This window comes from Prosthecobacter sp. (assembly GCF_020439865.1).
Classification (GTDB): domain Bacteria; phylum Verrucomicrobiota; class Verrucomicrobiia; order Verrucomicrobiales; family Verrucomicrobiaceae; genus Prosthecobacter.
In genome coordinates this window covers 1-1,697 of record NZ_JAGRPF010000211.1, presented here as the reverse complement: position 1 = coordinate 1,697, position 1,697 = coordinate 1, and the positions used below count along the sequence as shown (strand labels likewise).

The following is a 1,697-nucleotide window of genomic DNA, read 5'->3' as shown; positions in this document are numbered from 1 at the left end:
TCATGGCGGCCATACGCAAGTCACGCATAGGCGGGATTCGCCGTCAACCGCGTTGACACTCCTGCCGGAGCGTGAGCATTCCCATCTACTGCGCCCATACGCGCGTGATTGATCCCAACAGCCTGAAGCCTAATCCGGCGAATCCAAACCGGCACAGTGCGCATCAGATCCAACTGCTCGCCTCGATCATTCAAGAGCAGGGCTGGCGCAATCCCATCACACTCTCCAAACGCAGCGGCCTCATTGTGCGCGGGCATGGCCGGCTGGAGGCCGCGCTGCTCATCGGCTGTGACGTCGTGCCGGTCGATGAACAGGACTACGCCACCGAAGCCGAGGAGCTGGCCGATCTGCTGGCGGACAACCGCCTCGCGGAACTGGCCGAACTCGACGAGGACGAACTCAAGCGCCTGCTCAAATCCATCCAGGAGAGCGATCCCGCCTTCGATCTCGAACTCACCGGCTTTGCCGAGGATGAAATTCGCAAACTGTTCGACGCTGAAGACCCTGCGGAGGATTTGGAAATCATCCCCCGCATGGAGTGCCAGGCTTTCGAGCACCACGACTACCTCGTCTTCATGTTTCATGATCTGCGCGACTGGATGCAGGTGCTGCAGCTCATGGGCGTGCGCGAAGTGGACTACTCCATCACACGAACCACCAAAAAACTCGGCATCGGCCGCGTCCTCCATGGAAAACGCCTCATCCAACTCTGCCAACGGGCCGCAATGGCCGGAACTCCAACCGCTGAGCCTGCGCCTGGTCATCCTGAGCCGCAGCCGCGCGCGAACGATGACCAGCCACAAGCTGTTCCCGTGCGCCACGCTGCTGGTGCCCGAAAGCGAGCTTGAGCAGTATGCGCACATCCCGCTGGAGAAGGCCACGGTGCCGGATGATGTGATGGGCATCTCCTCGTTGCGCAACTGGGTGCTCAAGCACTTCAAGGAGGACTCGATCATCATGCTCGATGACGACATCAGCGCCTGCGTCTGCATGGTGTCTCTGCGTTGTCGCAAGCTGTCCGTGGATGAGACGCTGCAAATGCTCTCCAACTCGGCCTACAACGCGCGTGGTGCCGGAGCCCGTCTGTTTGGCTGGCATCAGCGCAGTGATCCACGCCTGCTGCAACGCAACGATCCCTTTGGCGTGAACCATTGGGTGGGCGGAGCGGTGGGTGTGGTGCGCGACGCGAATGGCGGCATTCCCAAGTGGGATGAACTGCTCAAGTGCAAATGCGACATCGACGCCACGCTTCAGGAGTTGATGGACAATCGGCTGGTCTGGAACGAGGCCCGGTTCTGTTTTGTGCAGGAGCGCGACAAGAACCTCGGCGGCAATTCATTGTTCCGCAGCGCGGAGCGCATCGCCACCGAGAAGCGCCATCTGAAGCGCAAGTGGAAGGCCCACATCGACTTCGGTGACTACAAGAGCCAGGACCGTGTCTCGATGAACGCGCCACGCCGTCAGAGTATCGCGCTTTGATGACGCACCCCACGGCACCCTCCAAACCCTGCGACCTCCCATTTTTCATGAGCCACATTTGGTGATGCAAACGGATGGATTCCCGAAGTCACGGTGACGAGGGCATCCTTCATGGACCTCCCAGATCTCTTTCCAGCCAACCCCATGCAACTGCGCACCATCCGCGGCTACAACTTCAGCGAGGTGTCTTCTGCCATGCAGAAGGCCATTCGTCGGGG

Annotated in this window: 1 protein-coding gene; it reads left to right on the top strand. The window is 60.3% G+C overall.

The window, feature by feature from the left end:
- Nucleotides 1–71: 71 nt before the first annotated feature.
- The gene (locus KDL09_RS22515; protein WP_294390228.1) at nucleotides 72–848 is read left to right on the top strand and encodes a ParB N-terminal domain-containing protein; all 777 of its coding nucleotides are present in this window, start codon (nucleotides 72–74) and stop codon (nucleotides 846–848) included.
- Nucleotides 849–1,697 lie beyond the last annotated feature (849 nt).